This window comes from Schaalia cardiffensis, assembly GCF_016405145.1.
In the GTDB taxonomy this organism is placed as follows: domain Bacteria; phylum Actinomycetota; class Actinomycetes; order Actinomycetales; family Actinomycetaceae; genus Pauljensenia; species Pauljensenia cardiffensis.
This window is the reverse complement of the sequence record NZ_JAEKIA010000007.1, coordinates 22,921-49,380: the sequence shown is the minus strand read 5'-3', so window position 1 is coordinate 49,380 and position 26,460 is coordinate 22,921. Positions and strand designations below refer to the sequence as shown.

Annotated in this window: 20 protein-coding genes; 7 read left to right on the top strand and 13 right to left on the bottom strand. The window is 60.4% G+C overall.

What is annotated here, in order from left to right; translation table 11 throughout:
- Positions 1-5: 5 nt before the first annotated feature.
- The 5 genes from JFX23_RS05415 to JFX23_RS05395 form a co-directional block, all read right to left on the bottom strand.
- Entirely contained in the window at positions 6-1,460 is a 1,455-nt protein-coding gene (locus tag JFX23_RS05415; protein WP_198776061.1) for an alpha-amylase, read from the bottom strand.
- Positions 1,461-1,514: 54 nt separating this feature from the next.
- Complete coding sequence (locus tag JFX23_RS05410) at positions 1,515-2,093, bottom strand: DJ-1 family glyoxalase III (RefSeq protein ID WP_198776060.1); 579 nt, start codon at positions 2,091-2,093, stop codon at positions 1,515-1,517.
- 54 nt (positions 2,094-2,147) lie between these two features.
- Entirely contained in the window at positions 2,148-5,561 is a 3,414-nt protein-coding gene (locus JFX23_RS05405; protein ID WP_198776059.1) for an ABC transporter ATP-binding protein/permease, read from the bottom strand.
- 181 nt (positions 5,562-5,742) lie between these two features.
- Positions 5,743-7,491: a cation:proton antiporter gene (locus JFX23_RS05400; protein WP_198776058.1), complete on the bottom strand. Its 1,749-nt coding sequence runs from the start codon at positions 7,489-7,491 to the stop codon at positions 5,743-5,745.
- Positions 7,492-7,517: 26 nt separating this feature from the next.
- Positions 7,518-11,342: an efflux RND transporter permease subunit gene (locus tag JFX23_RS05395; RefSeq protein ID WP_198776057.1), complete on the bottom strand. Its 3,825-nt coding sequence runs from the start codon at positions 11,340-11,342 to the stop codon at positions 7,518-7,520.
- Positions 11,343-11,654: 312 nt separating this feature from the next.
- On the opposite strand from JFX23_RS05395, the gene JFX23_RS05390 reads away from it, so the two are divergent.
- The 3 genes from JFX23_RS05390 (at position 11,655) to JFX23_RS05380 (ending at position 14,268) form a co-directional block, all read left to right on the top strand.
- Positions 11,655-12,314, top strand: coding sequence for a hypothetical protein (locus tag JFX23_RS05390; RefSeq protein WP_198776056.1), 660 nt, complete (start codon positions 11,655-11,657; stop codon positions 12,312-12,314).
- Between the two features lie 222 nt (positions 12,315-12,536).
- Positions 12,537-13,454, top strand: a complete 918-nt coding sequence (locus JFX23_RS05385; RefSeq protein ID WP_198776055.1) for a magnesium transporter CorA family protein — start codon at positions 12,537-12,539, stop codon at positions 13,452-13,454.
- 151 nt (positions 13,455-13,605) lie between these two features.
- Positions 13,606-14,268, top strand: a complete 663-nt coding sequence (locus tag JFX23_RS05380) for an HAD family hydrolase (RefSeq protein ID WP_198776054.1) — start codon at positions 13,606-13,608, stop codon at positions 14,266-14,268.
- Here JFX23_RS05380 and JFX23_RS05375 read toward each other — a convergent pair.
- Positions 14,242-14,556: a TfoX/Sxy family protein gene (locus JFX23_RS05375; RefSeq protein ID WP_198776053.1), complete on the bottom strand. Its 315-nt coding sequence runs from the start codon at positions 14,554-14,556 to the stop codon at positions 14,242-14,244. The genes JFX23_RS05380 and JFX23_RS05375 overlap by 27 nt on opposite strands.
- Before the next feature lie 244 nt (positions 14,557-14,800).
- Between JFX23_RS05375 and JFX23_RS05370 the strand changes: the two genes are divergently transcribed.
- A complete protein-coding gene (locus tag JFX23_RS05370) occupies positions 14,801-15,586 on the top strand; it encodes a protein-ADP-ribose hydrolase (RefSeq protein WP_198776052.1) in 786 nt (261 codons plus the stop codon).
- Between the two features lie 257 nt (positions 15,587-15,843).
- Complete coding sequence (locus JFX23_RS05365) at positions 15,844-17,172, top strand: replication-associated recombination protein A (protein ID WP_198776051.1); 1,329 nt, start codon at positions 15,844-15,846, stop codon at positions 17,170-17,172.
- Positions 17,173-17,307: 135 nt separating this feature from the next.
- Here the strand turns inward: JFX23_RS05365 and JFX23_RS05360 are convergent, their stop codons facing one another.
- A complete protein-coding gene (locus JFX23_RS05360; protein ID WP_198776050.1) occupies positions 17,308-18,246 on the bottom strand; it encodes a ketopantoate reductase family protein in 939 nt (312 codons plus the stop codon).
- 34 nt (positions 18,247-18,280) lie between these two features.
- On the opposite strand from JFX23_RS05360, the gene JFX23_RS05355 reads away from it, so the two are divergent.
- A complete protein-coding gene (locus JFX23_RS05355) occupies positions 18,281-19,012 on the top strand; it encodes a class I SAM-dependent methyltransferase (protein WP_198776049.1) in 732 nt (243 codons plus the stop codon).
- Between the two features lie 132 nt (positions 19,013-19,144).
- Here the strand turns inward: JFX23_RS05355 and JFX23_RS05350 are convergent, their stop codons facing one another.
- The 3 genes from JFX23_RS05350 to JFX23_RS05340 all read right to left on the bottom strand — a co-directional run bounded on the left by JFX23_RS05350 (position 19,145) and on the right by JFX23_RS05340 (position 21,271).
- Positions 19,145-19,951, bottom strand: coding sequence for a class I SAM-dependent methyltransferase (locus JFX23_RS05350; RefSeq protein ID WP_332874684.1), 807 nt, complete (start codon positions 19,949-19,951; stop codon positions 19,145-19,147).
- A gap of 229 nt (positions 19,952-20,180) precedes the next feature.
- Positions 20,181-20,624: a hypothetical protein gene (locus JFX23_RS05345; protein ID WP_198776047.1), complete on the bottom strand. Its 444-nt coding sequence runs from the start codon at positions 20,622-20,624 to the stop codon at positions 20,181-20,183.
- Positions 20,625-20,638: 14 nt separating this feature from the next.
- A complete protein-coding gene (locus tag JFX23_RS05340) occupies positions 20,639-21,271 on the bottom strand; it encodes a TetR/AcrR family transcriptional regulator (protein ID WP_332874683.1) in 633 nt (210 codons plus the stop codon).
- Positions 21,272-21,723: 452 nt separating this feature from the next.
- Between JFX23_RS05340 and JFX23_RS05335 the strand changes: the two genes are divergently transcribed.
- Positions 21,724-22,239, top strand: coding sequence for a pyridoxamine 5'-phosphate oxidase family protein (locus JFX23_RS05335; protein ID WP_198776045.1), 516 nt, complete (start codon positions 21,724-21,726; stop codon positions 22,237-22,239).
- A gap of 60 nt (positions 22,240-22,299) precedes the next feature.
- On the opposite strand, the gene JFX23_RS05330 is transcribed toward JFX23_RS05335, so the two are convergent.
- From JFX23_RS05330 to JFX23_RS05320, 3 genes are all read right to left on the bottom strand, one after another.
- A complete protein-coding gene (locus JFX23_RS05330; RefSeq protein ID WP_198776044.1) occupies positions 22,300-22,845 on the bottom strand; it encodes a ClbS/DfsB family four-helix bundle protein in 546 nt (181 codons plus the stop codon).
- Between the two features lie 156 nt (positions 22,846-23,001).
- Positions 23,002-23,769, bottom strand: a complete 768-nt coding sequence (locus tag JFX23_RS05325; RefSeq protein ID WP_332874681.1) for a Fic family protein — start codon at positions 23,767-23,769, stop codon at positions 23,002-23,004.
- Positions 23,770-25,248: 1,479 nt separating this feature from the next.
- On the bottom strand, positions 25,249-26,067 hold the full coding sequence (locus JFX23_RS05320) for a hypothetical protein (protein WP_198776042.1): 819 nt from the start codon (positions 26,065-26,067) through the stop codon (positions 25,249-25,251).
- Between the last annotated feature and the right edge of the window lie 393 nt (positions 26,068-26,460).

The window sequence follows — 26,460 nt, the reverse complement described above, 5'->3', positions numbered from 1 at the left end:
TCTCCTCAGGCTTTCGGGATGAACACGGCGAGGCCTTCGTCTCCGACCGTGAAAGCTGCCATCCCGTCCTCGTTGATGATGACGCTCTCCTGCCCGCCGAGGGCGCACTCCCACACCTGCCCGGCGTGACATGCCCCGACCTCGAGTGTTTTCACCGCGGCCCCCGACTGGGAGATGAGGACGGCCACACCGGTGGAGGGCGCGCCTTCTTCTCCTTCTTCACTTGACAAGCCTTCGCGGCTCCACCCGATGAGCTCAGAATCGTCGAAGGCGTCGCGCTGGATGCCGTGGGCGTGCGAGGCGCGCAGGCGCATGAGCGTTTCAAGGCCCGGCACGGGCGCAATGGGGTGTTCTCCCCCGACGCCGTCAAGGTCGGCTTGGAACACGCAGGGGTAACCGGCCTCTCGTAGGAGGATCAGTGCGTACGCCGCGGGCTTGAACCACTCGGCCACGGGTGATTGGAGGGACTGGCCCTCTTGAGTGTCGTGGTTCTCCACGAAGGTGACGGCCATCGTCGGATCGGCGTCAACGAGAGTATCGGCGAAGATCGCGCGAAGATCGTATTCCCCCCGGCTCCAAGAGGCCCGCTGCAGCGCGAAATGGAGGGGCACATCAAAAAGGGCGAGGGTACGGTCCTCACCAATGAACTTGCGCAGCTCTGCAAGGTCGTGAGTCCAGAACTCGCCGACTGTGAACAATTCACGCCCCGTCTCTTCCCTCATCTTTTCGAGCCAGGCCATCGTGAAGTCGCGGCCCATGTGCTTCAGGGCGTCCATCCTCAAGCCGTCCGCGCCGCTCGTGTTGAGATACCAGGTGCCCCAGTGGACGAGTTCATCCATGACCTTGGGTTCGGTCAAATGCACATCCACACCCATGAGATAGTCGAAGTTGCCGTATTCGGAATCGACCTGGCTATTCCACTGCTTGCCTTCGAAGAGCCAGAGTCCCTGCCTTTGGGTTGCCTCATCCCAGTCGGTGCCGTGAAAACACGTCCAATCCCAGTGGAAGTCGGAGTATGCGTCGGCCCTGCCGGGAAAATCGAAGCGCGTCCACACTTCGATCCTTTCCTCCGGCCCGATGGCCTGATTACGATCTGCCGGATCGATCGGCGTCGCTGTGACCCACTCAGTGGCGTCGGCCCCCATCTTATGGTTGAGGACAGTGTCAACGAGAACATGGATTCCCGCCTCGTGCAGGGCCTTAATCGCCTGGAGGTACTGCTCTTTCGTGCCGTACTTCGTGGCAACGCTTCCCTGCTGGTCGAACTCTCCCAAGTCGTACAGGTCGTACACGCCGTAGCCGACGTCGTTCACGCCGCCTTGTCCTTTGTAGGCGGGCGGCAGCCACACGGCCGTCACGCCAAGGGAGGCGAGGCGCTTGGCGTCAGCGGCGATCCTCTCCCAGTGGCCCGAGTCGGCGGGCACATGCCAGGAGAAGCCCTGCAAGAGCATGCCGTTCATGAAGGTCCTTTCACGCGCGGATCAGTGCAGAGTCGTCCGACCCGCACACGCGCTTCAGTAGACGAGGGCTTCGCGCACGGTCTCGGCGGCCTTCTCGCCCAAGAATCGTTCGACAATGGCGAAGCCCAATTCGAAGGCGGTTCCCGCACCGCGACTCGTGAGAATGGGGCCGTCGATGACGACCCGTTCCTCGAGGGCGTGTGCCCCGCCCTCGGCGATTGCTTCCATGAAGCCTGGATTCGCGGTGGCGCGTCGGCCCTTGAGGTGACCGCGAGAGGCGAGGACGGAAGGCGCGGCGCAGATCGCAGCGAGGTCGAGGCCGACCTTCGCGCGCCGGTCGATCTCACGGCAGACCTGCTCGTTCGCTGCGAGATTCATAGTGCCGGGCATCCCGCCGGGCAAGAAGAGGAGCTCATAGGAGGAGAGTTCTGCCTCGGCGAGGAGAAGATCGCAGGTGATGGACACGCCGTGGGAGGAGACGACCCTTAGGTCCTCGAAGACCGCGATGAGGTCGGCGCGGATCCCGGCGCGGAAAAGGGTGTCCACGACCGCGAGTGCTTCAACTTCTTCACACCCGGGGGCGAGAAGGACCCCGACGGTTTTGTCAGTGCTGAGGGTTGTGGGTGTGGGCATTCTTCCTCCTGGACGTGTCGAAGGGGAACTGCGTTGGGTTTCCTCCTGAAGAGCCTACTCGCTGCGCAGCGCCTCAACAGGGTCTGACTTCGCAGCTTTTCTCGCGGGAAGTAGCCCTGCGATGAGGGTGAGGAGTACGGAGATCGCAATGAGAGTGAGGGCCGCGCTCACCGGCAGCTGCGCAATATTGTCCACTCCGAGGCTGGTGGACACGATCGCATTCGCGAAAGCGGCGATGAGCAGGGTCGTGGCAATCCCGATGATGCCGGCGAGTAGGCCCTCGATGACAGTCTCCGCGTTGAACACATGCGACACGTCCTTCCTGGAGGCGCCGATGGAACGCAAGACCCCGATTTCCTTCTTGCGTTCGAGGACGGAGATGAACGTGATGATCGCAATCATGATGGAGGAGACGATCAGCGAGATCGACACGAAGGCGATGAGCATCCACTTGATGATGTTAATGATCCTCGTCACCGAACTCATGAGCAGGCCCACGAGGTCCGTGTAGGTGATGGCCTTCGTCTCATCCCCAGCGTTGCGCGCAGCCTCGTTGTAAGCGTCAAGGATCGCTTTGACAGCGTCCTTGTCCTCGAAGGTCGTGGGATAAATGTTGATCTGTTCAGGGGTGGATTCTTCCGCCCAGCCGAGTTTCGCAAGATTCGACTCGTAGCTCGTCGGAACGCGCGACATCATCGTCTGGAGGATCTTCTGCAAGTCCTCAGGAGAGGTCGAAGGGGCGAAGGCCTTGGCCAATGCGGACTCATCGAAGGAGAAGGCGTTCATCATGGACTCAGCGAAACCACCCATGGCCTGCTCCATCTGGGTGGAAATCGCAGTGGAGATGGCGGTCATCATCTGTGTCATGGCGCTGGTCATTGCGCTGTGCACGTATGTGGACAAAACGGTGGCGAGTTGCTGACTCAAAGCCTCGCTGAGTTGTCCGGCGATCGTCTGCACGATGGCCGTGCCCACCTGTGCGGAGAGGTCTTTCGTGATCTCCCCCAGCGCGGGGTCTTCACCCAGGGCGGCGGCTAGCTGCGAGCTGAGCGTCTGAAGGTCGATGATCTGCCCGGAGTTGAGCGCCTCTTCGAGCGCGGCCTTCACTTCGGGGGTCGCCATGTATTGGGCGGCGAGAGTCGCCGGGTCCACATCGGGGATCCCATCTAAGTCGCTGTCGGCATGCTCCTGGTAGTAGTCGAGGAACCCCTGTGCGATCGGTCCGAGTTTTTCGGCGATCTTGCGTCCCGCATCGGGTTTGACGACCCCGCCCTCGAGGCCTTTGGCGAGAATCGTGGGCCAGTCGATCTCGGCGAGTTTGGGGTGTTTCGCAATGAGTTCGCCGAGGTTCAGCTTGTCGAGTGAGAGAGCGGAGGGGTCGATCGAATTGGCGAGGGCCTCAGCATCCAGGTCCGAGGGCGTGAATTCGAGGGAGGACATGTCAAGGGTGGACAGGTCGAAGGTAGACATGTTGATCGAGGAAAAGTCCAGTCCCGACAGGTCCATTTGCAGCGCATTCGGGTCGATCCTAAAGGCGGCTTGGATCGCCTCTGCGTCAATGCTGAACAGGGAGGACATGTCGAAACCTTCGGCGCCCTGTCCTTTCGAAAGCTCCTCGAAGCTCTTGCCGGTGAAGACGTCGATGTTCGGATTTGCGAGCTGGTCCTTGACGATCTGCGAGGATGCGGCCTCGGCCATTGTTTCCCGAGTCAGGCCCGCGGTGTAGGCGATCCCTTGACGGATGATCGTCGTATTGTCGTCGCGGGGCTTGACGATCCCCGCGATTTCAAGAGTCGGGGCCTTCGCAATGAGCTCCTTCATGAAGGCGGTGTCTTCGGATTGGTCGGTCCACACTCCGTAGGTTTCGTCGTAGCGGTACAGGGAGGCACTGGGGACCAGTGAGAAGCTCCTTCCCAGGATCTGCTCGTAGTCGTAGATCGTGGCCTCAGATGCCGCTGCGCTGGTTTCGGCGGAAGCGGGGGCGGTCTGCGGGCCTGCGCCCAGGCCGTTGCCGGAGTAGTAGTTCTTCATCGCCTCATCGAGTTCGGAGTGGGGCTTGAGGCCGAGGGTGTATTCGAAGAAGTCGGACATCATGCCTTTGTCGTCGAGGACGAGGACGAGTTCGTGGTCGTTACTCGGCCAGTGTCCGGCGAGGACCTCGTAGGAGTCTTCATACAGTCCCGTGTTGGCGGGGAGCTGGTTGAAAGCCTCGGTTTGAACGAAGCTCGAGAAGGCGCCCGAACCGTAGGCGCTCGACAGAGTTGACATGGACTGTTCGGGGTTGAGTTGGACGATCCCATTGGAGGTGTCGCGCTGGTAGATCCGGGGTTTCGCGCCGTAATGGTATTCGATTGCGGCGACATGCTCGGAGATTCTGCCGCCGTCTTGCTCGAAGTAGCTTTTCAGGCTCTTAAGGTCGTTCCTCGTTGTTGATTCGCGCGTCGAAGCGAAAGCGGGAATGGTTTTTACCTTTCCTTCGACGCCCGATTGGCTGTGGGCGCCTTCAGCGTTCGCGCCGAGCATCGCACTCATGTCCATGCCGGTCTTCTGGATGGACAGCGGATAGGAGGTGAGGGCGTTCTCCTCGGTGCGTGCAATGTAGTCGTTGACGCCGTTCGCGAGGGCGAGGATCGAAGCGATGCCGATGATCCCGATTGAGCCCGCGAAGGAGGTCATGAGGGTTCGCCACTTTTTCGTCGCGAGGTTCTTCGCCGAAAGGCCGAGCGCCGTCAGGGGTGACATGGAGGTGCGCCGAGCGGCTTTCGCTTCGCGGATTTCCTCGCCTGCGGGCTCGTAGGGGCGGGTGTCGGAGATGACACGCCCGTCGGAGAGCTCAACGATCCTCGTCGCGTACTGCTCAGCGAGCTCGGGATTATGGGTAACCATAATGACGAGGCGGTCGGAGGCGACCTCGTGCAAGAGGTCCATGACCTGCGTGGATGTCTGGGAGTCGAGGGCGCCGGTCGGCTCATCTGCCAGGACGATCTCTGGGTCGTTGACGAGGGCGCGGGCGATCGCGACCCTTTGCATTTGCCCGCCCGAGAGCTGTGAAGGCTTCTTGCGGACGTGATCGGCCAAGCCCACGCCTTCAAGAGCTTCGAGGGCGCGGGCGCGACGCTCCTGGCGCGACACTCCCGACAGGGTCAGGGCGAGTTCGACGTTCTCAAGGACGGATTGGTGCGGGATCAGATTGTATGCCTGGAAGACGAAGCCGATGCGGTTGTTCCTGTAGGCGTCCCAGTCGCGGTCGCGGTAGTTCTTCGTTGAGATCGAGTCGATGAGCAGGTCGCCCGAGTCGAAATGGTCGAGGCCGCCGATGATGTTGAGCATCGTCGTCTTACCGGAGCCGGATTGGCCGAGGATCGCGACGAACTCGTTGTCGCGGAAGGCGAGTGACACGGAGTCGAGGGCCCTTTGGGTCAGGGACGCCGTTCGATAGGCCTTCGTGATCCCGCGCAGTTCAAGCATGTTCCCACACTACGGCAGCGCGCGCAGAGCAGCTGAGTGGGGCGGCGGGCTTGAGCCTTGGGCGAAATCCCGCGTGATCCGGCGCTCTTCCGGCCTCGGGTTCCTCGCTCCCCCTCTTCGGCGGGGCATCACTTGTGCCCGGGTATTGCCTCCAGAGTGAAGCCTCGGCTCGGCTCAGCCTTCAATGCCGCTGCGCCAGCAGGATCTCCTCATAGTCGATGCGTTCCAAGCAGCGTTCAAGCACCGCTGAGGAGAAGACCCCGTCGTCGCGCGCTTCGATCAGCGCCTCGCGCTGCTGATGGATCGACTCGAGGGCGAGGGCGCGGGTGCGCTCTTCAGTGAAGGCCGGCCAGGCGCGCCCCGACAGGGGCACATTCACAAGCGAAGTTGGCGCACCCGGGACGGACTGAGTCTGCGTGATCGAATGGGACAGGGCAGAGTCCTTCACCCGTGAACGCAGGAGCGCGAAGAGGCGTTCTCGTTCTTCCTCGTCGTGGGATTCTTCAGCGAGTTGGGGTTTGACGAGGCGGATGAGCAGGGGAAGGCTCAGGCCCTGGATGACGAGGGAACCGGCGGCGACGAGGAGTGCGACGAGGAGCATGAAGGAGCGGGCCGGAGCTGTGAGTGGCAGGGTTTGAGCTGCGGCGAGGGTGACGGCGCCACGCATTCCGGCCCACACGATCACGGAGCCTTCTCTGGGTCCGAGGGGCTCACGCAGCCAATACTTGAGGTCATTGCCCTTACGGGCCAGGCGCCTCTTGCCGACTTCGACTCGCGAATGCCATTTCGCGATGGCCGCATCTAATTGTTCCTGCGTGAGATCACTCGCCTCCATGAGTTCATCGGCTCTATCGCAGGCGTGGGCGATGCGTTCCTCGTGGTAGCGGATGTGCTCGTCAATGCGTTCAAGGCGCCACCTGTGGTGTTTTCGACTGTAGGCGAGGAAAGCGAGGAAGGTGGCAACGAAGAGGGCCCTGACGAGGACCGTGAGGAGTCCAGCGATTATGGCGACGAGGGCGGCGTGCCCCAGGCCCATGTTTCCGCCGTACACGTCCGTGACGATCCCGAAGGCTTGCAGGCCCATGGTGAGGAACACGAGTCCTTCGAGGACGAATTCGAGGGTCCGCCAGTTCTGCTGGGCGAATCTCCTGTTCTGGGCGGGGATCAGTCCGACTCGGCGGTAGGAGACGATGAGTCCGGCGACGACGGCTGCGACCAGTCCGGATCCGCCCAGGTGTTCGGCGGGAATCGAGGCGAGGAAGGGCATGGTGAATGAGAAGACGGTGTCTGCGGCTGGTTCGGTGATTTTCGCGCGGACCCGCACTCCCAGTTCTCCGACGAGGAGGCCGACGAGGATCGCGATGACGAGGGCGATGAGGAAGTTGAGGCCGAGGTTGAGGGGCGCGAGAGCGTGTTCCTTGGTGCGCAGGGCCGAGGAGGTCGCCGCTGAGAGGAGAACGAGGGCGGTCGCATCGTTGAAGAGGCCTTCGCCTTCGAGGACTGTGATGATCCTGTGGGAGACGCCGCGCCCTCGGGCGATTGAGATCGCAACCGCGTCCGTCGGCGAGAGGACCGCGCCGAGTGCGACCGCCCAGGGAAGGGTGATCGCCGGGATGAGCGCATGAATGGTGAATCCGAGGACCAGTGCGCTCAGGGCGACGAGGCCGATCGCCAGGCCCGATACTGCGGTCAGGTCTCTGCGGAAATCCATCACCGGCATGCTCGCTGCAGCACCGAAGAGGAGGGGCGGGAGGATCACTTCGAGGACGATCGCCGGCGCAAGCTCGATGGCGTCCACCCAGGGGAGGAAACTGATGGTGATCGACAGGGCGAGGAGGATCAGGGGTGAGGCGACGCCGATCCTCGGCCCGAGTTGAGCCGTAACGGCGATCGCGAGCATACCGGCGACTGCGACGAGGAGGAGATTCACTCATTCAGGGTAAGGGGTGACGAGCGTCAGTTCCTCGCGGGTTCACGAAGGCGTGTACGACCGCCGATCAGAGGATCCAGGGCGGCTAGGAGTCCCGGGAGCATGAAGAGGATGAGGGTCGTGGCCGCGAGCGCGCCTATGGAGATCGTGCGGCAGATCTGAGCGACCGTCGGATTGTCGAAGAGGAAACTGAGGATCCCGGTGACGAGGATCATGATCGAAGCGGAGGTCATGATCGTGTGGATTGAACGACTCAGGGCCCGCTCTAGGGCTTCACGAATCCCCAGGCTTCGGCGCGCCTCGCGATACTGGCTGCTGAGCAGAATGCCGTAATCGATGGTTGCGCCCATGAGGATGCATTGGACCATGAGTTGTGCGAGGTAGTAGTTCGAGTACCCCTGCACCCCGATCGTGGTGATCGTGATGAACACTCCCGCTTGGACGAGGAGGACTAAGAGGGCTGGCAGGGACGGGGAGAGGAAGGTCAGGGCGATGACGGTGAAGATCGCGGCGGCGGTGAGCCAGGAGATGAGGGACATTTCCGAGGGGAAGGTCTTCCTCATTTCGTGGATGAGCACGGAGTTGCCGATGAGGTGGCATCCTTGCGTGAACTCCGCTTGGCATGTGGCGAGGAGTGCGGAGACGAAGGCTTCGGTGTGTTCGGATTCTTCAGGCAGACTCGTTGTGATGATCATGCGCGAATGCGCGTGCCCGATGAGCTGGACTGTTGCTTGTGCGATCTGCTCCTCGGCTTGGGCGATGGCGGCCCGGTTCTCTTGGGTGAGGAGGCCATCGAAGCGGGGGTCATTGAGGATCTTCTTCGACAGTGTGGACACGAATTGGGCGATTGAGAGGCTTCGCCCCTGAGGGCTCCATTCCGAGGCCCCGTGCATGAGGTATGCGAGGCTGATCTGATCGGGGTCGATTCTTTCTGGCGCGCCCGAGTCCGCGGCGCTTGCGGGGGCTCTGGTGAGGAATGCTGCGAGTTCTTCGGGCGTGTACCTCTTGGGTTCGACGACGGAATCGATGAGCGTACGAAGGAAGCGGAGTTGTTCGCACTCTTGGGATGTGAATCGCCGGGAGTTGTGCGTGCTGGGGATCATCGTGTCGACGAGGAAGGTGATGGCGTCGCGTGCGCTCATGTTCCAGGCGGAAGAATCCGAGTACAGGGAGCTTCTCAGGAGTGCGATACTGCGAGCATCCCGGTCGCTCATCCCGGTCAGGGCCGCCAGGCGCGCTGGAGTGTAAGCCCGTCCGGCGACTGAATCGTTGATGATCGTGGCGAGCTTTCTCAGCTCTGCCGCCCGGTCTTCGGCCCCCGGCTCCGTGGCGAGGGCGTTGACGATTTCTTGCGGGCTGAAGGCCCATTGCCCGCCGAGGGCGGGGATATCCGCGAGGGCGTGCGCGAAGGCGATGGTGCGGGCATCAATGCCGGTGAGTGAGGCGAAGTCTGCGGCGCTGATGGCCTGACCTGAAATGGAGAGGGTGATGAGGCCGTGCAGTGCGGCGAGCCCTTTCTTCTCCTCCGCTCCGATCATTGTGGCCAGGGGCGATGCTGGATCATTCGATGCGGCGAGAAGGAAGTCGAGGTAGTCTTTCGGTGAGGCCATGAGAGAACTCGTGTCGGGCGGTGGCGTACTTGCCCCGCTGTGGGAGCCCGAGCTTTGGGGGCTCTGAGGCACAGGCGTGCCCGATTGTGCGCCTGATTGCGCGCCCGATTGTGCTGAACCCGATTGTGGCCCCCCGGGTGGTGTTCCCCCTTGGCTCGTTGCCGCTTTCAGCTGGAGGATCATGCTGACTTCTTCGATGTTCTGGCCGGTGATCCTCGCCAGGGACGCGGCATCCATCGGCGTCGTCATCGCTGCCGCATCCGCGATCTTTGCGAGCTTATCCAGGCCTGCGCCCTGGTTCTGAGCGAGCCCGGCTGCTGCTTGAGGCAGAGCCGCCAGAGTGGAAAGGGCGTTGAGGTGTTGAGGAAGGGTCCACTTCGCCGAGTCGTAGGCCCCGCCGGAGACTACTCGCGTGGCGTACACCTGGGCGAGGAGTTCTTCATCCATCCCCAATAGTCTCGCCATCTGTGAGTACCCGATCGGCCTTGTCATCGCCTCCGCATCAGTGAAGCGCTCAACGCTCCTGAGCCTCGCGATCTGGGCGCCTGTCACCATGGACGAGTATTGGGGGTCTTGAGCCAGATCCTCGGCGACGAAGTGAATGAACTGGGCAAGACTCATCGGGTCCGCGCTAATCGAAGGATCGGAGATCGCGTGGGCGAGGAGGATGGCACGCGCATCCTCCTCACTCATCTTCAACAGCGATGCGAGACCCGCAGCCCCCTGGGGTGCGAGGAGAGCCTCTCGATCAAGGAAAGGCGTCAAAGCGTCGAGACGATCACGCATCGACTGGTCCATATGGGAGGACGCATCCGGGTCGCTGCGCACAAAACTCACGAACTCGGCGAGCGTCATCGTCTCACTCGCCTTCCCCTCGTGGGCGAGGAAGTAGACGAGTGTGAGGGTGCGATCGTCGAGGACGAAGCCCTGTGTCCCCGATTCTTCACTCATCTGATTGAGTGCGCTCTTCATGTCCTGAAGTGATCGTTGTTTGCCGATCGTGGATGAGTGCGAGCTCACGGAGCTGACATGGGGATCACTTTCAAGACGCTGAGCGAGGGCACGAGCCGCGTCCTCGTCCTCGTTGTTGTAGACGAGGACGATGGGGTTGTCCTTATCGAAGACCTCGGCGATCGGATCGTCTTTGCTCAGTGTGTAAGCGACGGGGGTGCCGGCCGCGCTGAGAGCTGATAGGGCGAACAGCGCGATGAACACGAGGAGGATCGGCCAGCGGAAACGGAATTGAACGTGGGCCAGGCCACGCAGCCTCGGCTCCCAGTAGGGCTTCTGGCTCGCGAGGAGCCACCGGTCGAACATGAGGATAAGGCTCGGCAGAATCAAGAAGACCGAGAGCATGGACAAGAACACGCCCTTCGCGAGGGCGATTCCCAGGTCCATTCCGATTCCAAGGCTCATGAAGCAAAGCATGAGCAGGCCAACGACCGTCGTCATTGACGAAGACAGGATCGAAGAAGAGGCTCCCCGCAGGGCCCGGCTCATCGCTTCAGTCGTGCTGCGGGCGCCTTCGCGCTCGTGACGGTAACGGTTCATGAGGATGATCGAGTAGTCCATCGACAAGACGAGCTGCAAGATCGCGCCAATGGTGAAGGTGATGTCCGCGATCGACCCGCGAATGATATTCGTCCCGAGATTGAGGACAATGGCCATGCCGATCGTGACGAGGAAAAGGAGCGGTTCAAGCCAGGAGGGGCACATGATGACAAGGATCAGCGCCACAAGACAAACAGCAATAATAATGATCCACAGGGGGAGCTCGTCGGCTTGTGAAGGAGTGTCCGAGCGGAGCACATGTTCGCTTCCGGCAAGCTGCTCTTCAATCGCATGGTGAATCGCCGTATCCTGCGCAGAGCCGTAGGGGTGGGGCGATTCCACAATGAAAAGGCTCGCCTCCCCCTTGTGGAAACGCGGGTCCCCCGCCTCGTGCTGGACCTTGGCGACACCGGGAATGCGCGCGAGGGCCTCAGCGGTCGCGAGTTCTTCTTCCTCACAAAGCCCTCGGGTCATGACACGCGTCGTCGAAATCTCCGCATCTTCGGGGAATTCTTCTTCCATGAGGGCAATCCCGGCGCGCATCGAAGAATCGGCGGGTAAGAACTCCGCCATATCCGTGATAACACCGACTTTCGGAATGAGGAATGCGGCACCGATCGTCAGCGCAATCATCACGGCAAGAATCATGTGACGGGTGGTCACGAGGAATCTTGCGAGATTCATCGGCATGGAGGACTCCATTCATGCGGTGATTCACCACGACAAGGACCCACCATTGGGAGCATCGTCTTTCAAGAGTACTGAGAAAGCACTCACCCCGGGTCGGACTCGAAGGATTGAGACCGGATCGCGATCTATCTGCGCCAATGTTGTGCTCATCCCTTGTGACGAGTGGCACCGGATAAGGAGTAGCACCCGATTCATTGCTGTACTTCAATTCCCTGTGGGAGGAGTCGTGTAGCGTTAAGTGATCTCTTCCGCATCGTTCCCTAGCGCACGAGAATCGTGCGCGACGCCGTGTGGAGGAAGCGAGGAAGTGCCATGTCCCGTTCGTCTGTGCCGGTTCTTGCTGTTCTCGCGCTTGCCGTGGGCGCTTTGGCGGGCTGTTCCTCGGCGCCTGATTCGAAGGCCGCAGACTCTCCCGCCTCTTCGGCGATGTCAAGCCAATCCGCCCAAGCGAAAACGAGCGCCCCCTCGGGCTCAGTTGAGAATCAACAGTTTTCGAAAGAGCTCAAAGAATTCGGGGTCTCTCCTTCGCCTGAGCAGGTCGCGGCTCTGCTTCGGGCGGATACCGAGCTCGCTCAGCTGGAGAATCTCGGCTTGGATCTTCAGCTTCTCGCGAAGACTTTCGTAGACAAGACGAGCTGTGAAGTTTCGGATGTTCAAGTGGAAGGCAATACCGCCCTCGTCACGATTCGCGTCTCGATCCCGGATTTCAATGAGGAAGCCTCAAGGGGGCTTGAGGAAGCACTCACTCAGAAGGTCGCCGAGTCCGGCATCGACCCCATGGCCCCCGATGAGGCGACGCTTATCAAGCTCTTCTCTGACACGGTCAACGAGTACCTGGCAAGTTCGAGTTTCCCAATGAAGTCCGATGATTTCACCATCGAATATGTACGGAAAAACGGCAAGTGGGAGATGAAGGATCCCACGGACTTCGATCGGGCTCTTGCGGAGTTCATGGGCGCTCCGCAGATCTGAAGGCGCGATTCACCAAGACCTGGGGGCGCGCACCGCGAGAAGTGCTGTGGCGATGAGCGCTGCGATCCCGAAAGACACGGTGGGGCGTTGACGAGGCCTTAGTTGAACAACGTTCAGTGAGTGGCCGCCACTATGCTCTTCTGCCCCGCTTCCGCATCGGAGTTTCAAAGACCCTGCGAGGACGTGGCAAACTCGAGTACGCAGGGACGACCAGGAGGGACCATGCACTACCTCATCGACGAGCGCCTGAGGGCCTGCGAAGAGGCGGAGATCCGCTCTGCGAACACCCCTTTCGTCGCCGTCCTCACGCCCGAGGAATGGGCCGAGGGACGCGATGCCTACGACATGGGCATCGAGTTCGACCCGGACCTCTCAACATCCCTCGACACTCAAGCGGAGACGAACTACGACGCCGTCACAGGAACGATCTTCATCCCGGACCGCGCGAACCCGGATCTCCCCGAAGCGCGCTTTACCTTCGCTTTGGACGAAAAGGGCGTCGTATTCGTCGACGCCCAGGACAATGCCTTAACCCTGGTGGAACAGATCGCCGAGAACCGGAGGTGGCGCAGACCAGGTCTCGAGCGCTTCCTCGCGGACTTCTTCGTGCAGATCATCAAGAACGATCCGCAGCTGCTTCGCGACTACGAGGACGAGCTCGACGGCATGGAGCACGCGATCATGGCGGGCAGGCCCGGCAGCGCGGCTCATAGGATCAACGAGATGCGTTCCGAGCTTCGTGACCTCGACGATCACTACGACCACCTCATGGACCTCGTCCGCCTCCTCGAGGAGAACGAGAACGGCTTCTTCGCGGAGGAGAATCTGCGTTACTTCCGCACGGTTTACGGCCGCCTCGACAAGCTGCGCGATCAAGCCTCCTCTCTTCGTGACCAGGCGCTGCAGATGAGGGATCTTTCCAAGATGCGTCTCGACATCCAGCAGAACCACATCATGACGGTCCTGACTGTCGTGACCGTGATCTTCGCTCCACTCACCCTCATCGTCGGCTGGTACGGAATGAACTTCACGCACATGCCCGAGTTGGCGTGGCGCTGGGGCTACCCGCTGGTGTTCCTCGTGTCGCTCGCAGTGACGCTCGGCCTGATCTTTTTCTTCAAGCGCCGCAAATGGCTCTGAGCCACTGTCCCCTCCAGTGAAGTCATCACTTCCCTATGAAGTCATCACTTCGCGTTCAAGGGGACAACCGCCTCGCTCTTCATTCTCCTCCCCCTTCGAGGAGCCGCTTCGCTAAGCTCGAAACCGGAGGAAAACCGCGAAGGAGCACCCCATGATCCAGTCAGTGATATTCGACCTCGATGGTCTGCTCATCGACTCTGAAATGGTGTTCTATCGGATCTACCGCGAGATGCTGGCCGCAATCGGCCACGAGTTCACCCTTGCCGACTATCTCTCTGGATTCTCCGGCCGCCCGATTCGCCCGATCATGGCGGACTTCATCTCCCGTTTCGGCCTGCCAGCAACCCTTGAGGAGGCGTGCGCCCATGTCGAATCCGAAGAGGCTGAGGCGCGCCGCACAGGCATCCCCCTCAAGCCGGGAGCGCGTCAGCTCCTTGAAGATCTGCGCGAGAGCGGACGCTCCATCGCCCTGGGGACATCCTCGACCCGCGAGCGCGCCCGCTCGATCCTCGAAGCGCATGGCATTCTCGATCGTTTCGACGCCCTGATCTGCGCTGAGGACATCACGCGCGGCAAACCCGACCCGCAGGTCTTCCTCAGCGCGGCTGCGGCTCTTGGCACAGCCCCCGCACACTGCCTCGTCCTCGAAGACTCGGAGATGGGCATCGAGGCCGCCCACGCCGCAGGCATCCCCGTCGTCTGCGTGCCCGACCTCAAGCAGCCCGATGAGGCCCACCGGGCAATGACTACGAGAGTTCTCGACTCTCTTGCAGAGCTTGTGCCGGAGCTATTTTCGACGCCTCCTTGTCGCTGATGCGCACAGTTGGGGGATCATCGCCGCAATTGTGTCGCCGATCAGCACCGGATCCTCGCTGTCGACGAGCAGCATTGGACGCGCACCCTCGTAGGGCTCTTGCTCCAGCGGGAAGGCTTTACGGGCCGCGGGCACGTCTTTGAGGAGGAATCTGTCGTCGTAGACGCCGCCGAAGAGGACGCCCTCGGAGTAGAGCAGGTATTCGCCCATCATTGTGCGATGAGTCACGCCCGGAACCTTGGAGAGCAGATCGAGGACGTGCTCCAGGTACTCCTTGCTGCTCGCCATAACGGATTATTCTCCCCTCGAGGCAGGCCTCGTCGATGCCGATGATCGAGTCGATACTAATCCGCAAGCCTCCGCTTCTCCCGGATACTGAGGATTTTTTGGATACTGAAGGGGCATCGGCCTCAATGGGGCCCGAAGCTCCGCTCTCGGCGAGTGTGCGCGGGACGGAGTAAGACCGGAGGGCTCAGAGCGGAATGGACAAGGACGCAAGGAGCCACGACACGAGGGGATGAGGAGGACTGATATGGAAGAGTCTCGCAAGCGCGAGCTGCTCACATCCTTGACGGAGGAACTCTTAGCGGAGCGGGGAATGGAAGCGCAGAGCACCGGGGACAGCGCTGCGCTGTGGAAGCTTTTCCGGGCCCTGGTGAACACTCGCCCGCCCGCCCCGATCGGAAAGTCCTGGCTCGAGGCGCAAGACGAGTTGCTCTCCGGCCTCATCGCCGAAGCGGGCATTTCCACCCTAGAAGAGGCGAACTTCAGCCTTGAGGATCCTCGTATGCGCCTGTGGAGGGGCGATATCACCACTCTGGCCGTTGATGCGATTGTCAACGCCGCGAATAGTGGGCTTCTGGGTTGTTGGAGTCCGGGGCATCACTGCATCGACAATGCGATTCACACTTTCGCGGGAGTGCAACTGCGGGCCGAATGCGCCCGGCTCATGGATGAGCAGGGACACGCGGAGCCCACGGGATCGGCGAAGATCACCGGGGCCTACAACCTGCCTTCGACGCATGCCATTCACACGGTGGGGCCCATCGCGAATGGGAGGCCGAGCGATGAGCACCGCGCCCAGCTTGCCTCGTGCTACAGGAGCTGCCTCGACCTCGCGGCGAAGAACGGCCTTCATTCGATCGCCTTTTGCGCAATCTCCACGGGAGTGTTCGCCTTCCCGAAGGAGGAAGCCGCGAGGATCGCTCTTCGCACGACCCGCGAGTGGCTCGACTCGCACGAGAAGAACATGACGGTGGTCTTCAACGTCTTTTCCGAAGAGGACTGCTCGATCTACTCGAGGCTTCTCGGCATCTAGATCTTCTCGAAGCATCAACGAGGAGGAGGAAAAGCCCGTCAGGGAGCATCTCCTCCCCCTCAGGGCACGACATCACGGCATCCTCTCCTTGCGTCAGACGCGCGACGATTTCGGGAAGATTCGCATCCCCGCGTTGTACTTGAGGGGAAGCACCCTACACACGCAACGCTGAGATGACCTGTCACGACACACCCAACAATCGAACACATGTTCTACACTGGTCGAGGACCTGTTGTCACAAGCGGAAGAAGCCAGCGATGAGCCACCAGGAGTCCCTCTTCGACAAAGCCGCCGATGCAACGCGCCCCCTGGCCGCCCGCATGCGCCCTGAGACTCTGGATGAGGTCGTGGGCCAAGAGCACCTCATCAGTGAGGGCAAGATCTTGCGCCGCATGATCGAGTCCGACCAGGTGCCCTCGATGATCTTCTGGGGACCTCCCGGCGTCGGCAAGACGACGCTGGCCCGGGTGATCGCCCATCAGACCCGCGCCTCCTTCATCGATTTCTCCGCAGTGACCAGCGGCATTAAGGAGATCCGCGACATCATGAAGCGCGCGGACGCGGCCAGCGGCATTGGGGCTCGCACGATCGTTTTCATCGACGAGATCCACCGTTTCAACAAGGCCCAGCAAGACGCCTTTCTCCCCTTCGTCGAAAAGGGCGCGATCACATTGATCGGCGCGACAACGGAGAACCCGTCTTTCGAGGTCAACGGCGCTTTGTTGTCCCGCTGTAAGGTGTTCGTCCTCAAAGGCCTGCTTGAGGATGAGATCATGGGCCTGCTCCGCCGAGCTCTGGAGGAGCCTCGCGGCTTCGGTGATCAGGACGTCAGGATCGAAGACGATCTGCTGCGGGCGATCGCCGTCTTCTCGAACGGGGACGCCCGCTCGGCCCTGTCGATACTGGAAATGGTGGTCCTCAACGGGGATGAGGACGATGGGGTCGTCACCGTCACGGAGGAGACCGTCGCCCAGTGCACCTCGCAGAGGTCATTGCTGTATGACAAGGCGGGCGAGGAGCACTACAACATCATCTCCGCGCTGCATAAGTCGATGAGGAACTCGGATCCCGATGCCTCGGTCTATTGGCTGGCGCGCATGCTCGAGTCCGGGGAAGACCCTGTGTACCTTGCGCGGCGCATCACGCGCTTCGCCGCGGAGGACATTGGGCTGGCGGACACGAACGCCCTCGCTGTGGCGATTAACGCCTTCCATGCCTGTCATTTCATCGGGATGCCGGAGTGCACGGTCCACCTGGCCGAGGCCGTCATCTACCTGTCAATGGCCCCGAAGTCGAACAGTTCGTACATCGCCTACGAGCATGCGAAGAAGGATGCCCTGCACTCGATGGCGGAGCCGGTTCCCTTGGTCATCCGGAATGCGCCCACCCGTCTGATGAAGGATCTCGGCTACGGCGAGGGCTACCGATTGGCCCATGACGAGGAGGGCAAGGTTGCCGCCGATATGCAATGCCTTCCCGATTCCCTGGTCGGTACGGAGTACTACACCCCTACGAAGGAGGGGCACGAGAACCGTCTCAGGGAGCGCCTCATCCGGCTCAGGGCGCTACGACAGCGCCGACAATGATGAGAAGCGAGCCAAGCCCATGAGGATCCTGTGCTGAAGATCAGCGCGAGCAGCTCACAGTCATCAGGTGATCGAAAGACACGGATTGCTCGCGTTCAAGCTTCCATAGTCGGAACGGACATGTGGGAACTCTTTTCAAGGGGTGATTCGAGAGGATCGGCGCAGCGAATCCCATGTCGGCATCACAAGAGAGGAGCCTGCGCGCATTTTCTCGAAGGCCTGATCGAGGGCGTCCATCTCATCAGGGGCGTTGCGACAGTGGTCGGATGCTGCGAGGCGCCCTACCGGGGTCTTCGCCATGAGCCACAGCGTCGCGTGCGCCAAGAGCCGCCCCGCCCCCGGCTCGAAGCCCGCGTCTTCCTTGTCGTTCACACTCATGCCGAGGTCGCGCAGAAGGGCTCTGGCTTCCTTCACCGCGTCGAGCATGCGCCCCGCATCGCCCCAGTTCGCTCTCTTCAGATTGAATCCGGTGGAGCGGCACAGGTAGACAGCTGGGAGGACGAGGGCGAGGTGGGCGGCGAGCCACTCGGCCATGTTCTTCTCCCAGGTGAGACGGCACTTCGATCCGGCGAATGTGCTCTCGACGAGGCTGCGCTCTGGCGTGGAGGCCTCCCCGTGAGCGGCGCCGATGGTGATCGGCACTCCCATGTGGAAGGAGACGACCCGGCGTTCATCGCGGTGTCCGGCGCTCATCTGGAACCCGAAGAGGACGGTCTTGCCGACATCGTGTGCTCGCAGGCGCTCAATGGTGGCCGAGGGGTCCGGGTTGTTGCCGATGAGAAGGACGGCAGGGGATGTGTTCTTCGCGATGCTCGGGATGACGGCGGGCAATTGAGTCCACTGCATGACGACGACGATGAGGTCGTAACGGTCCTCGGCGTCGAGAGTGTCGATGATTCGGGGCCGGTCACGGGTGGTGCGCATTGAAGGACGGTGACCGATGACGAGCCCCTCCTGTTCGAGGACCTCCTTCCATCGCCCTCGCGCGAGCACGGTGACGTCGTTTCCTGCACGGATGAGTTCATGGGCGGTGAGCGAGCCAATGACTCCACACCCGTAGACGAGAATCCTCATGTGTCGATTGTGCCCCCCGTGTCCCCGACTTCAAGTGACTGAGGTCCACGCTTATCGGGTGCTTCGCCATCTCGCCTGTTCTAGCCTGGAGTCACATGAGGTGATCGTGTGGGCAGATCCGCGAGGGGAAGAGAGGGCGAAGATGCTCAAGCGGAGCTTTTGGGATCGCTACGCCGGGGTCTACGACCTCGTGACGCGCCCCGGGAATAAGGAACTCGCCGAAGCGTCCGCGTGGATCGCGGATTTCCTCCGCCCTCGTGATCGTCTCCTTGACGCAGCCTGTGGGACCGGGACATTCGCTTGCCTTCTGGCCCCCGTAGTCGAGTTCGTCCTGGCCTGCGACTATTCGGAGAAGATGCTCGAACAGGCGCGCCGCAAGGCGGCTCGGCGAGGTCTTCGCAATATCGCCTTCAGAGTTCGCGACCTCAGATCTTTGACACTGCCGAGGCAGGTGTTCGACGCCGCCGTGTGCGCCAATGTCCTTCATCTCCTCGACTCGCCCGAAGATGCGGTAGCACAACTGAAAAGGGTTGTGCGCCCCGGTGGCCTGATCATCGTGGCGAACTACGTCCACGAGACGGGGGCGGATTCTGGGCGCATGGAGCTCATCAGCAGGTTCGGTTTCGAATTCGCCCAAGACTGGGATGCGGCGGCCTTGGAGGAGTTCCTCTCCGAGCAGGGCTTGAGAATCATCGACAAGAGTCTTTTCGACGCGTGGCAGCCCCTTGAGGTCGTGGTGTGCCGTGCGGATGACGATGTCGTATAAGGACCAGGAAGTCTCGTGGGGACGGGGACCTGCGAAGGGGTGAGCGGAGCGTTCGGCCCGGGGCGAGGGTTCCCTTCGTTCGATTTGAGGAGACCTCCGGACACTCGAGCCACCGGACGCGCACTGGCGTTGTCACTGCCGAAGCTGGATCGTATTCATGGCGACCATGTGGAACGCATCGGAAATACGCATGGCCACCCGAGCGCTGAGGCCGACTCCGCGAGTGTCGATATCACGGTAGTAGGGGGTGTGTTCAATGAGTCGCGCCCCCTCGACGAGGGCGTCGACGAATGACTTCGGATCGTCGATCGAGAAGTGCATGAGAGAGGAGTTCTTCATCCGTTTCACGTAGTACTGCGACATCTTGACCCCGATTGAGGAGGTCGAATCGAAGACGAGGCGCACATTGTCGAAGGCAGCGAGGTGATTGATGAAGTCGACGACCTCGTCCTCGTGGAAGTAGTAGAAGACGCCGGACACGATGACGATGGTCGGCCGTTCGCCGTACTCTTTGACCCGGTCGATCCACGAATAGTCGAACATATCACCGGGAAGATTGATGTGACGCTGCGAGGAGGCGAGCAGCCCTTCTCGCACCTCGATGACCTCGGGAAGGTCGAGCTCGAACCACAGTGCGCTTCCATTGTCGCAGCGCCAGAAGGTGGTTTCGAGTCCACATCCGACGTTGACGACGGCCCCATGGGGGTTGTCCGCAAGGAATGCACGGATGCGCCGGTCCATATTCACCGAGCGGGCAACGCTTGCGAGCATTGTGTACTCGCTTTGTCCGCGCCGCATCCTCTCGGCCTCGGCGGGCAAAGAAGACTCGAGGGCAAGGACTTTCGAATCGGCGATCATCGCGGGATAGTGCGTCGAAGCGTAGATGCGGCCCACGAGGGGGACGTACAGGGTCTTCGACAATTCACTCAGTTCGGTCACGCTCAACTCCCCCTCGGCTCGTTGTTTCCCTGTGCATCAGCGAACACCAAGCGCGGCGAAGGTTCAAGGGCTGCGATCTGCCCGGCTCGCGGCGCGCCGCCATGCCGTGGGCCTAGAGTCGATCTCCTTGTCGAAAAGGGCCCCTCTCCGAAAGACAAGCTCAAAAACGGTCACTGACGCAGGCGAAGCCTTCCCCCTTCGGTGTTGGGGAGTTGAGACGAGGCAGGCATCACCCGCGGCGTGCGTGGAAGAGCCAGCCCTCGCCTCGGGCCCTGTGCATAAGGAAACTGACCCCGGCCAGAGCGAGGGCGAGGCCTAGGCCCGTGTAAAAGAAGGCGACGAACCAATCGGGGAAAACACCGGCCACCCTCATCCCGATGCCCATGGACATCATGAGCGCCATCATCACATAGCCCCGCACGTCGAAGAAGCGGAGAGGATTATGCTTATCGCCCTCAAGCGACCTGATCCTGTGGGAGTTCTTGATCACGAGCTTGCTGAACATCATGTGGAATGTGAGGAAGGTTACAGCTACTCCCACGATCAAAGCAAAGGCGACGAGGGCTGCGGTGTCATTCATGTCGGTGGCCGCCCGCAGGCCGAGGACTGCGACGTTGACGCCGGCTAGCATCCACACCACACCGGCCACGGCAATGAGGTTGCTCTTCTTCATTTTCATCATTTCCTTCACAGGGGTGTTTCAGCGTCGATATAGAGGGTGACGCCGACACTGGGGGCAGGGTCGGCGTACAGAGTGGCGTCGGCGTAGAGGGCGGCGTCGAGAAGCGCGAAAAACGCCTCACAATCGCTCCCTTCCATGAGCGATGCGAAGATGCTCCGAAGCGTGAAGCGGCACAGACTCTCAGGGCGAAGAGCACCGACAAGGCGCGCCCGGACCACCGCATCATCAGCATCGAGGACGTGGCGCAACCCCTGTTCCATATGGGCCATCATCGGGGCGCGCGCGGCTTCCAAGGCACAACGTTCACTATCGGGGAGCCTTCGCATCTGCGCGAACCAGTCGACATTCATCGCCGCAATCGCCTCACTCAGGGCATCGTGGAAGCGCCTGAGGTAGGAGGTGAAGCCTTCGCCCTCGCGGACTGCGCAGTACTCCTCGAAGAATGTCTCTGCGAAGAAGCGTTTGAGGACTGCGGCAGTGAGCTCGGCCTTCGTCGGGAAATAGACGTAGACCGAACCGACCGCAATGCCGCACGCCGCAGCGACTTTTCGCACGGAGAGGGCGGAGACTCCCTCACGCGAGGCGATCGCATAAGCCTCGTCAACCAGCTTCTCCCTATCGATCACCTGTTTCGGCACGAGAATCCACCCCCTCCCCGCTAACAAGATTCCTTAATGAACACTGTTCATTGTAGAGGCGTATCGCGAGAGGTGAAGAGTGAGGACAGGCTCGCGCTGAGTTCGATCGCTCACAGGGAGGTGAAGAAGGGCCCAGATCCGGCGGTCCCTTTCCATGGAGCGCGCGACGCTCGCGACCACGAGGGGACGCACAGGGTCTTCAACAGCTCACTCAACTCGGTCATGACCACTCTCGCCCTCGTTTCACACGACAGGTTCTGCCCACGGGGAACACCATCGAGGGAGGTGCCTCAAGGCGCACAGGTCCCTAGCCCTACGCTGGGAAGAAGGAACCGTGCCCGGAGGCAGCGGAATAACCGCAGTGAACGGCCCGCAGCGTCTTTCCCGGACCTATGCTGGTGAGGGGCCCTCCGGAGAGGCACGGACCCCCACCACCCGAAGGGAGACCACCCATGAATGGAAGCGGAATCGACTGGGAGGCTGCGGCGAACCACTGGATCAACCGGGAGGCCAGCGAGGCGCGCATGCCCGAGGGCGAGCTGATCGCGGAGATCGAAGAGTTCCTTGGCCGCCACAAGATCTGCGCATTGGCCACGGCGGGGGCCGGGATCGTGCGCAACACGACGGTTGAGTACGTCCACGCCGAGGGCGCCTTTTGGATCATCAGCGAGGGCGGCCTCAAGTTCCGGGCGCTGCAGGCCAACAGCAACGTGTGCCTAGTCATCCACGACGAGGACACCTCTTTCGACACGCTCGCCGGATTGCAGGTGACGGGCACTGCCGAGGTGCTTGAGCCATTCGGTGCGGAGTACGAACACGCCTGCCTGCTGCGCGGCATCCCGGTGGAAAGACTGCGGAAGCTGCCCTTCGTCATGAACATCATCAAGGTGGTGCCCACGCGTTACGACTACGTGAACGGCAGGCTCAAGGAACGCGGTTTTAGCGCGCGCCAGCACGTCGATCTTTGAAAAGGCGGCGCCTGTGAACCCGAACTCTGAAGGGGTGCTCATAAGCGCACACGGACTGAGCTACTCGTGCCGCTTGCAGTTCCTCCTGTGGGCGCGGAGTTTCTTGAGCGCCCAGTCGTAGTGGGAGCTCGTGGCGCTCACGAAGTAGGAACCCAGCGTCGTCGTCCCCGTCCAGTCGAATCGTCCCTTGCGGAACAGGTCCTCGTCGGAGAAGCCCTCCGCCAGGGCCATGACCGCGTTGTGAGACTCGGCCAGCAGGTCGCGGGCCTCTTCCAGAGGCGTCTCCTGGTGTTTGCGCCACAGGGCGACGTTCATGTCGCCGTAGGTCCGCCACGTGTAGGGTTCGGGCACAAAAGGCCGCCTCTCCCCCGAGATGTTCGCGCCCACCCAGTCCAGTAGAAGGCGATGCCACTCGTGGAGGTGGGTCAGGACATCGCGCAAGTTCTTGTCCCGGCTCCAATGTGCTTCCTTCTTGCCCTTGTCGGCGGAAAAATCGAAGGGAGCCGCCAGCTCGCCCTCGCTCATGGAGGCGGCGAATTCCCTGAGCTTCCCGTAAGCGCGTGCGGATGCGGCGATCAGCTCGTCTTTACTCGTCGGGCGCGCCATGGAACAGCCTCCTTCGTCTATCGGGCCAGGAGTTCTAGGCTCTTCGCATTCTAGGGTGCGGACCGTGCGTGAAGCATTCTCGATGCCATTGGTCTGATACCCGAATCCTCAAACGTGAAGAACTAGTAGTGCCCCGCGTATTCAGAGCGTCACGGACTACTCGTGAACGATCCAGATGCCGGACCGAGTGCTTCCTTGCCTTGAAAGAATGCCCTTCTCTTTCAGCTCCGCGACCATGCGCTCAGCGCTCCTCTTCGAGCAGCCGAGAGCTTCCGCGAGCTGGGAGACTTTGCCATCGCTGTGCTCCCTGAAGAAGTCAAGCGCCCTGGACCGAGCCAGCTCCCTTTCACCTTCGGGCTTGGAGAAGGGAAGGAGCGACTCCCTGATCGTGTCCAGCATGAACTCGACGAACTCTTCGCCAGACCCGGCGGCATCGGATTTCGCCAAAGCCTCGTAATAGCCCACTTGACGCCGTCTGATTGTGCTCTCGATTGGAAGCCATGCGAGCACGGGCCGCCACCTCGATAAGAGAAGCGTGTGCCACAACCTGCCCGTTCTTCCGTTGCCGTCTAAGAAGGGGTGGCAGAACTCGAATTCGAAGTGGAAGACGCAGGAGGCGAGCAAAGGGTGCATGCTCGTTTCCTTCAGCCAGCCGAAGATACCCGCCATCACCTCGGGGACGTGGGCCGCTGGAGTGCCTGCATGAATGAGGATGTCGCCGTCAAACACGCCGACGTTGCCGTTGCGGAAGCGGCTCGCCTCGGGGACCAAGCCCTCCATCATCACTCGGTGCGCTCTGAGGAGATCGTCGATGGAGTACGGATCCAGTTCGGGGATGAGGTCGTAGGCGCGCTTGGCGTTTTCGACCTCGAGGATGTCACGGCTGTCGCCGAGGACCGGCTTCCCATCGAGGATGGCGCTCACGGTTCTCTCATCGAGTGTGCTCCCCTCAATCATGAGGGAGGAGCGAATCGTTTGTATCCGGAGCTCCCGATGCAGGGTGGGGCTTTTCGCCAGCGGTGCCTGCGGGGAGAGCATGCCTACGAGCTCTGCGATTTCCATGCAGAGCGAGTCAATCGCATCGTTTCGCTGCAATGGCGGTTCGTATGCCATACTCCATCCTCTCAATGCCGCCAAAATTATGCCGCCACGATTATACCGCCAATGGCGGTAATGTGCCTCTTCACAAGAGGAGGGTCGGTGTGTGTCGGCGTATCGGCATATCGGCCCGGGGCAGGTGTTATGAAGCTTGCAGTGGCGAGAGTTGCTGGGCGTACTTCATCGAGAGCTTGTGAGCGGCGTAGGTGGGTGAAGGCCACACGTTCGAAAGACCCCGACGCAGATGACACCACTGCATGCGCAGCCTGCGCTTTGTCCTCGCCTATCTCTTGCGACGCCTTGATGGACTCGGTCGCCCCCTCATCCGAGCACCTCCAGATTCATCCTGAACTTTTCCTCGACACCAAGCGCACAACACATTCGCGCAAGGCCCTCGAGGTCAGCGTTTCTTCCTCTTGAAGTAGCCCGCTACCGCGTCGCGCACGAGCTGTGGATCGGCTCCGACAGAAGACCTCTGTGAGATGAGCTCGGCCACCGCACGCTCTGCCCAGTACGCCCTTACCAAGGCGCCGCCGGGTGACTTCACCTAAATAATGCCCAGCTCATAGATGTTGGGGCTGCCCCAGTGGACTTTCACGTCGGGATACTCACGAAAGAGGGCACGTGGGTGGTATCCGTGTGGAACGGTAACGTCGAGCGCGCAGGGCGTCCTCTCAGAGAGCCCGACGAGGTAGAGCACGCTGCCATGCGGGAGCACGCACTTCCTTCACCTGTGGGAGATGGCGGTAAACCCATCGTCACACGCCTCCGGTGAGCAGTTGACACCCCTCGTGAGCTTATCTATGGCACCTGTTTTCAGGGCGTAGGAGATCGAACCGAGCAGAAAGCCTGTTTCCGTAATCTGCGCTGCGTTGACGACGCCCGCAGCACACTCAACGAACCTAGCTCTCGCTTCGCTTTTCCCATTGCCTTACTTTGATTCTTTGACACACATCGCAGCTATCATGTGTCTAGTAATCAAATTGACGAGCATCGGGACGCACATGAAGGAGGCCGCCTCCACGCCCTCTCCCTTTTATTCGGCACATCGAAACAGGGGCTGATAAGCCCTCCGAAGAATACAACCACGATCAGCCACAACGACCCCCTTCACAAAGACTCCGTTGCAACCAGCACTAAAATCTAGCCCCCAGGTAACACCACCGCTACGCCCTTAATTGGGAAGAGCCACTTATTCTTGCAATTTATCATAGAAAAATCCTTACATAACGTCAACATGCCCTATTTATCCAATGAAAAACGTTATTTTGAGAAAAGATGGCTGCTCAATCAAAGAGCAAGTATTCATCCATCTATAAGCCGCTCCAATTCATTCGCCACCCACTCTCTTACTTCCTCCTCTGGAGCTGGACCAATTACAGGACCACTTTTTAAGCTTGTAGCGGGCCGATAGTTCCCTTCTATTGTCGTAGATGCTACCATGCTCTCACCATCATATATCCCGACATCAATACACCAGGCATACGGTATCGCCCCACTGGCATATTCGACTGAATTGCTCCTCTCCGCGCGATTTCTTACAATAACAAGATAGCCCACATCCGAATAGCTGCTAGCCTGGTATTGCGATGGAATATACTGATCAGAGTACCTGAACAGTTTTTTGCGAGGAAAATCAGTAACAAGAGCGACCGTTTTCATCATTCCATCCGCATAGGCACCAAAATTGGCATGTATAGTCACTGCCTTATTGCCTTCCAGAGGAGGCAATTCCTCAGAAAGATCATCAAGCTTCAGAGAGCCGTAATCACCAAAACGATAACTGACCGAGCTGCTATATGCGCTTGGCATATCCAGCGTCATACGGAGACTATAGAACTGTCCAGTGGCGAACAGAATCCCCAAAGATGCGATAAAAACGCCTAGTAAGATTCCAACCTCCTTCGCACATTCAACAGAGTCGCCTTTCATTTTGACACGATTGAAAGCAACCCCAACGCCAACAATCATCAGCAAAATAAGGGAGACAAAAGCTGTCGCCAGAAAAACAACCAAAAACCCCCTCAGACTATCCAGAAACGCAAGAACAACTGCGACCGCTACCAGAATCGCAACTGTCAAAGAAAAATAATGCGGTCCATCTTTCATCAGATAATCTCTCATCAGACACTCCTCCACTCCGAAGACGAAACGATATTGAAGCCCCCTCGACCTGCACCACCCTTTAATCGTTCCAGAAAAATAGGAAATCAGAATTTACTCGACGGTAGAATTGCGAATAAGAATGCGAAGCATGAAAAAGCGGAAGACAACCAGAGCACATACACTTGTTCTTTTGTGGCTCTTCCCAATTAAAGGTGTAACGGCGGTGTCACCTGGAAGGCGCATTGTGCCCAGTTGATGGTCGAGGTGTTTTGATGATGGGATTTGTCAGGGGGCCCATCTCGAAGACCTCGACATGTCCAACACTACCTTCAGGGGTCTTGATATGATCACCCTCATTGGCTTGGGCGACCTTGGTCTGGATGTCACCGGCCAGCTCATCGAGCCTGAGCA

Coding starts and splice junctions, on each gene's coding strand:
- JFX23_RS05415 (WP_198776061.1), bottom strand. CDS start 1,460: ATGAACGGCATGCTCTTGCAGGGCTTCTCCTGGCATGTGCCCGCCGAC.
- JFX23_RS05410 (WP_198776060.1), bottom strand. CDS start 2,093: ATGCCCACACCCACAACCCTCAGCACTGACAAAACCGTCGGGGTCCTT.
- JFX23_RS05405 (WP_198776059.1), bottom strand. CDS start 5,561: ATGCTTGAACTGCGCGGGATCACGAAGGCCTATCGAACGGCGTCCCTG.
- JFX23_RS05395 (WP_198776057.1), bottom strand. CDS start 11,342: ATGCCGATGAATCTCGCAAGATTCCTCGTGACCACCCGTCACATGATT.
- JFX23_RS05390 (WP_198776056.1), top strand. CDS start 11,655: ATGTCCCGTTCGTCTGTGCCGGTTCTTGCTGTTCTCGCGCTTGCCGTG.
- JFX23_RS05385 (WP_198776055.1), top strand. CDS start 12,537: ATGCACTACCTCATCGACGAGCGCCTGAGGGCCTGCGAAGAGGCGGAG.
- JFX23_RS05380 (WP_198776054.1), top strand. CDS start 13,606: ATGATCCAGTCAGTGATATTCGACCTCGATGGTCTGCTCATCGACTCT.
- JFX23_RS05375 (WP_198776053.1), bottom strand. CDS start 14,556: ATGGCGAGCAGCAAGGAGTACCTGGAGCACGTCCTCGATCTGCTCTCC.
- JFX23_RS05370 (WP_198776052.1), top strand. CDS start 14,801: ATGGAAGAGTCTCGCAAGCGCGAGCTGCTCACATCCTTGACGGAGGAA.
- JFX23_RS05365 (WP_198776051.1), top strand. CDS start 15,844: ATGAGCCACCAGGAGTCCCTCTTCGACAAAGCCGCCGATGCAACGCGC.
- JFX23_RS05360 (WP_198776050.1), bottom strand. CDS start 18,246: ATGAGGATTCTCGTCTACGGGTGTGGAGTCATTGGCTCGCTCACCGCC.
- JFX23_RS05345 (WP_198776047.1), bottom strand. CDS start 20,624: ATGAAGAAGAGCAACCTCATTGCCGTGGCCGGTGTGGTGTGGATGCTA.
- JFX23_RS05335 (WP_198776045.1), top strand. CDS start 21,724: ATGAATGGAAGCGGAATCGACTGGGAGGCTGCGGCGAACCACTGGATC.
- JFX23_RS05330 (WP_198776044.1), bottom strand. CDS start 22,845: ATGGCGCGCCCGACGAGTAAAGACGAGCTGATCGCCGCATCCGCACGC.
- JFX23_RS05320 (WP_198776042.1), bottom strand. CDS start 26,067: ATGAGAGATTATCTGATGAAAGATGGACCGCATTATTTTTCTTTGACA.